Source organism: Aquitalea sp. S1-19 (assembly GCF_024343515.1).
In genome coordinates, this window is record NZ_RJTZ01000145.1 from 1 (window position 1) to 6,175 (window position 6,175).

The following is a 6,175-nucleotide window of genomic DNA, read 5'->3' on the forward strand; positions in this document are numbered from 1 at the left end:
GTGTCATGAAACACCAAGAACCCCGAGAAATAAGCCTCTCGGGGTTTTTTTATGTCTCACGATGTGCCATAACATCTCTAGACATGCCAACGCCGGTGTTGGTATTCCTGTTGGTTCCCAGTACCAACAGATCACAGGTACCAACAAATGCCTCTGACCGACACAGCCTGCAAGAACGCCAAGTCCAACGACAACGGAAAGCCAGCCAAGCTAACCGACGAAAAAGGCATGCATCTGCTCGTTAACTGCATCGGGAAATACTGGCGGCTCTCTTACCGTTTCGATGGCAAACAGAAAACACTGGCACTTGGTATCTATCCAGAAATCAGCCTGAAAGATGCGCGCAACCGCCGGGACGAAGCCCGCCGCCTGCTTGCCGAAGGCATCGACCCCGGCATCAACCGCAAGGTACAAAAAGCCACCAAGGCACAGCAAGCCGAAAATAGCTTTGAGGTTATCGCCCGCGAGTGGTTTTCCAAATACCTGCCAACCTGGACGGCAGGCCACGCAGACAAGACCATGCGCCGTTTCGAGCGCGACATTTTCCCATGGATAGGCAAGCGTCCCATTGCCCAGATCGAGGCACCAGAGCTTCTGACCGCTCTGCGCCGCATTGAGCATCGCGGCGCCATAGAAACGGCGCACCGCGCCCTGCAAACTTGCGGCCAGGTATTCCGCTACGCGATTGCCTCCGGTCGCGCCCAGCGCAACCCAGCCGCAGATCTGGCCGGCGCACTGGCCCCCGTTATCTCCAAATCATTCCCTACCATCACCAGCCCTGCCCTGATTGCCGAATTGCTGCATGCCCTCGACGGCTATCAGGGGTCGTTCGTGACGCAATGCGCACTAAAACTAGCACCGCTGACATTCGTGCGCCCCGGTGAACTGCGCAAAGCGGAATGGCAAGAAATCGACCTCGATGCCGCCCAGTGGGTCATCCCGGCCGAACGCATGAAGGCGCGGGAAAAACACGTTGTCCCGCTTTCATTTCAGGCGGTGATGGTGCTGCGCGAATTGCAGGCGCTCACCGGGCATGGCCAGTACGTTTTCCCCGGCGCCCGCACCAATGGCCGCCCCATGTCTGAAAACACGGTCAACGCAGCCTTGCGCCGCCTTGGCTATGACAAGGACACCATGACCGGGCACGGCTTCCGGCATATGGCGTCCACGCTGCTGAATGAACAAGGCTGGAACCGCGACGCCATCGAGCGCCAGATGGCACATGCCGAACGGAACAGCATTCGTGCTACATATAATTATGCTGAGTATTTACCCGAACGCCGCCGCATGATGCAGGCGTGGGCAGATTATTTGGCCGGACTCAAGGCCGGCGCAAAAGTGACGCCGTTATTTAAAACGGCCTGACACCCGCTTTGCCACACCTAGGCCGACGGGCCGAAGACCGGGAAACCCTGCCCGGCTGACGTGGCAATTCATACAGGGAAACGCCAAGAGGGCGCAATGGGACATCCGTGGGAAAACGACAACTGCGAACAAATTCGCGCACACTACGCTTACTATTCACTACCTATTGCTGCTCTTCTGTGGTGTGGAGTCACTCCAGACCAAGTGGAAGAAGAGCTTAAAAACGCTCAGCCGCATCCTCATAGCCGGGGCACTTTTACTCATCCACACATCCCATGCCTTGAGCCAAGATGTCGTGTACTGCATGAAGCTATTGAAAACGGCCATCTTCCCTGCACCAGAGAAAATGGCAAAGCGACAGAAGATCATGTAGCACCAGAACGTAGACATATCAGGCGTGAAGATTTGAAAAGCTGGATTGCCGATCAATTCCCCACGGATAAACCTGCTTTCCTTTTCGATGAAATTGAGCGTGATTCACGCCCAGAAGTCAGCATTGAGGCATTCCTTGCACTTCAAGCCGACCGCGACCATCTAAAAACACGCATCGAAAAAGCAGCAAATATTTACCACGCTCAGAAAAAAGAATTAGAAACTATCAAAGAAGAGCGGGATACGCTCAAGTCGCAGGCTGATGCTATCGGAACTCCAGGCGGACGATCAGAAACAACCTACTTAAATATCATCGGAGGATTGTTAGATCTGATACTTGGTATATCTCCAGCAGGCAGGCCTCAATCCGTCTTCGACAATCAGACCGCAGTAATTTCGGCGCTACTGGCACATCACAAAGGGAAACCCGGTATCAGCCAACGAACATTAGAAACAAAGTTTGCCGATGCAAAGCGCAGTCTAATCAGCGACTAAACTACTTCCGCAATTGCGGCAACATCAACCGCAGTTGCGGTGAAACCCTGCGAAGGGTCTTTTAGAGTGGTGTCACGATAAACCACATTAAGCCGTGACACATCATGCAGACTCACATCATCACCCTCCCCCAGACCGGTTACGTCCGCCTGCCACTACTGGTAGGCGACGCCCGCACCGGCATGCCCGGTATCCTGCCGTTTTCCCCTTCCACCCTCTGGCGCCGGGTCCGCGCCGGCACCTTCCCCGCCCCGGTCAAACTATCCGAGCGCGTGACCGCATGGCGGGCCGAGGATGTGCGCCAGTGGCTGGACGAACAGGGCCAAGCGGCATAAGGGGGCGGCCATGGCCAAGATCATCCAAGCCGCGTTTGACGGCCACACCATGCAATTCAACGACGACGGCTGGTTCAATGCCACGCTGGCCGCTGAAAAATACGGCAAGCGGCTTGACCACTGGCTGGCCAACCAGGAAACCGCCGAGTACATCGCGGCATTGGGCGAGTCGTTAAATACCCGTAATCACGGGGATTTGATCAAGACCAAGCGCGGAAACGCAGGCGGCACCTGGTTACACCCCAAACTTGCGGTCATGTTCGCCCGCTGGCTGGATGTACGGTTTGCCATCTGGTGCGATAAAGAGATCGACGCACTGATCCGTGACAATACCTGCCCCGACAATTGGCAGACGGCCAGGCACGATGCCGGGGCAGACTTTCGCGCCCTATGTGATCTGGTGAAACTGACCCGCATGGCCGATGGCAAAGATACAGCCCCACACCATTACGCCAACGAGGCGCGGCTAATAAGCCTGGCGTTCGCCGGCACTGCCAAGTTAGACCGCAGCACCCTGAGCAAAGCCCAGTTGCGCATGCTGCAACTGATAGAGGCACAGAACATGGTGTTGCTGGCCCTAGGCATCCCTACGAGGCGTGCGAGCGTGCCTTGCAGTCCTTCGCTGCCGAGCAACGCCAGCTGCTTGCACTGCCTGCCCTCGACATGGCGCATGCAGCCATGCATCAAGACGCCCCAGGCCGCCCACACGCACTGACCAAGGAATAAACCATGCTGACAAACAAAATCGCCTTGACTGGCGAGGCCGCTGGCTTGCCCGCAATCAGCCCCAATGCCCTGCACATGGCAGAACGGGATGGCCTGTTATCGGCCTTGCGCATGCTGCACGCGATGCGCTGGCATCTGGATGGGTACGAATGCCAAGTCCACGGTGACAAGGCTGCAACGGCCTTTGCTGATACCTTCTTCGGGGTATTCAGCGACTGCATTCTGGCTGCCCTGCAAGCGCCAGCCAACAAGGCCGTGGATGTGTTTATTGCCGCGCTGACCGGGCAATGCCCGGCACTGATCGAGCAACTGGAAAGGGAAACATCATGCCGCTAATCGACATGAACGAAATGGCATCGGCACTGGCCAGCATCGACCCGCACGACCGCGACGAATGGGTCGCCATGGCCATGGCGTGCAAGGCGGCACTGGGTGAAGACGGCTTCCCGATCTGGGACAGCTGGAGCCAGGGCGCGGACAACTACTGCGCCAGAGATGCCCGCACCGTGTGGAAGTCGGTAACAGCCGGGGGCCGCGTCACCGAGCGCACGCTATACCACGCTGCCCGCGCGCGGGGGTGGCGACCCAAGCGCCCGGTCGCCCTACCCTTGCCCGAGGAGTTGGCCCGCATCGAGAACGAACGCGCGGCGGCCCGAGAAGAAGCCGAAGCCATCCGACAAGGCCAGCGCGAGGCGGCACAAGCCAAGGCCATGAAGCTGTGGGCGCAGGGGGATGATGTAGTGGCAGATCACCCCTATCTGGCCAGCAAGGGCATCCGGCCCTATGGCGTGCGCCAGTTGCGGGGCATGCTGCTGATTCCACTCAGCGTGGGTGGCGAGCTGGTAAACCTGCAAATCATCGGCAACGACGGCAGCAAGCGTTTTCTGACCGGCGGCCAGGTCAAGGGCGCATCGCTGGCGCTGGGCTGGCAGAAAGATCCGGCAAGCGTACTGATATGCGAAGGCTGGGCGACCGGCTGCACCCTGCATGAGGCAACCGGCCTGCCGGTCGTGGTGGCCTTCAATGCCGGCAATCTCAAGACTATGGCCCAGCGCATGGCCACCAGTCTGGCCGAGTCGGTGCCGGTACTGGTGTGCGGTGATAGCGACAGCAACGGCACCGGGCAGGAAGCTGCCGACAAGGCCGCCACCATCCTGTCGCCGCGCGGCGAGATGCTGCTGCCCGTTTTCACCCAAGAGCAAATCGAGCGCCACCAGTTCGCCACCGGCAAAGCACCGTCAGATTTCAACGACCTGCACCAGCTGGAAGGACTGGATGTCGTCTGCGATAGCGTGTGGGTTCGCGTAAAAGAGGGTAAAAAACCCCATTTTGATATGTCGCCTCAAGTTTTGGAGAAGGAAAAAGCGCCTTCGCCCCAGCTGGCGGTGGCAGAAAATGCAAACCTTTCCAAAATCGGCGCGAACCACGCGAACAACGCGAACCGGGAGCAAGAACCCAGCCATGGCGCGGGCTGCGATGATGGCGACCGGTTCGCGCACACCGAAAACATCGATGCGAACCACGCGAACCGCGATGCAGAAAAGCCCGCCGTGCCTCATGGCTACCTGCTCAAGCAAAATGGTGGCAGGCGCGGGGTGTACTGGCTTGCCCCGGATGGCGACAAGCCGCCGCTCTGGCTGTGCTCACCCCTGATCGTGGATGCCAAGACCCGCGACGGCAGCGGCTCGAACTGGGGGCGGCTACTGGTATGGCACGACGCCGAAGGCCGGCTGCACGAATGGGCCATGCCCGCCGAGCTGACGCACAGCGACGGGGTCGCATTGGCGCAAGAGTTGGCGCGGGGTGGGCTGGATGTAGAGCCCGGACGCAAAGCACGCGAATACCTGACCGCCTACATCGTCAAGGCGGCGCCGCAACGCTTCGCCCGCTGCACCCAGCGCACCGGCTGGCATGATGGCGTGTTCGTACTGCATGGCGAGGTGATCGGTAGCATGGGTGGCGAGCGCGTCATCCTGCAAAGCGAACGCGACGAATCCATCGGCATGGCACAGGCCGGCACGCTGGAGGGCTGGCGCGACGAGGTGGCCGCGCTGGCGTCCGGCAACAGCCGCATGCTGTTTGCCCTGTCGCTGGCTTTTGCCGCCCCGCTGGCCGAGCTGGCGAACGAGTCGGGCGGGTTTCACATTGTCGGCGGATCGAGCGCCGGCAAATCCACCGCACTGGAGGCCGCCGCATCCGTGTGGGGCCACCCTGCCGAGTATGGTTTCAAGTGGCGCGCGACCAGCAATGGGCTGGAAGGCATGTGCGCCAGCCGCAATGACCTGTTAGTGATTCTGGACGAGCTGGCACAGGTTGACCCGCGCGAGGCCGGCGAAGCGGCCTATATGATCGCCAACGGCCAAGGCAAAGCGCGGGCCGATCGCAGCGGCGCTATCCGTACCCCGCGCCGCTGGCGCACGCTGATGCTGTCGGCAGGTGAAATCAACCTAAGCCAGCATATGCGTGAAGCCGGCAAGCACGCCCGTGCCGGGCAAGAAGTACGCCTGATCGACATTGCTGCCGATGCCGGTCGCGGCCTGGGCTTGTTCGACACGCTGGCCGGCCAGCCATCGGGTGCCGACCTGTCCATCGCATTCAAGCGCGGCGCGGCAAACCACTATGGCCACGCTGGGCGTGCTTTCCTGCACCGCGTGGTAGAAGATCGCGCCGCCGTACTGGATGCCATCCGCGAAGGCCGGGACAGCATCATGGCCGACGATGTACCCAAGGATGCCACTGGCCAGGTAGTGCGGGCTGCCGGACGCTTCGCGCTGGTGGCCGTGGCCGGCGAACTGGCCACCGCCTACGGCCTGACCGGCTGGCAGCCCGGCGAGGCGATGCATGCCGCCGTGCGCTTGTTCAAGGAGTGGCTGGCAGCGCGT

General features: G+C 60.2%; 6 protein-coding genes. All 6 read left to right on the forward strand.

Annotated features, from left to right (window positions below):
* Positions 1–147 precede the first annotated feature (147 nt).
* Positions 148–1,365 carry a tyrosine-type recombinase/integrase gene (locus tag EGI20_RS15845; RefSeq protein ID WP_498630198.1) on the forward strand — a complete coding sequence of 406 codons (1,218 nt, stop codon included), beginning with the start codon at positions 148–150 and terminating at the stop codon, positions 1,363–1,365.
* Positions 1,366–1,461: 96 nt separating this feature from the next.
* Positions 1,462–2,232 carry a hypothetical protein gene (locus EGI20_RS15850; RefSeq protein WP_498632620.1) on the forward strand — a complete coding sequence of 257 codons (771 nt, stop codon included), beginning with the start codon at positions 1,462–1,464 and terminating at the stop codon, positions 2,230–2,232.
* 104 nt (positions 2,233–2,336) lie between these two features.
* The gene (locus EGI20_RS15855) at positions 2,337–2,567 is read left to right on the forward strand and encodes a helix-turn-helix transcriptional regulator (protein WP_498632621.1); all 231 of its coding nucleotides are present in this window, start codon (positions 2,337–2,339) and stop codon (positions 2,565–2,567) included.
* A 10-nt stretch (positions 2,568–2,577) separates the two neighbouring features.
* Complete coding sequence (locus EGI20_RS15860; RefSeq protein WP_498632622.1) at positions 2,578–3,282, forward strand: KilA-N domain-containing protein; 705 nt, start codon at positions 2,578–2,580, stop codon at positions 3,280–3,282.
* Positions 3,283–3,296: 14 nt separating this feature from the next.
* Complete coding sequence (locus EGI20_RS15865; protein WP_498632624.1) at positions 3,297–3,629, forward strand: hypothetical protein; 333 nt, start codon at positions 3,297–3,299, stop codon at positions 3,627–3,629.
* Positions 3,620–6,175 (forward strand): DUF927 domain-containing protein (locus EGI20_RS15870; RefSeq protein WP_498632626.1); only part of this gene is annotated, 2,556 nt, incomplete at its 3' end. The genes EGI20_RS15865 and EGI20_RS15870, both read left to right, overlap by 10 nt.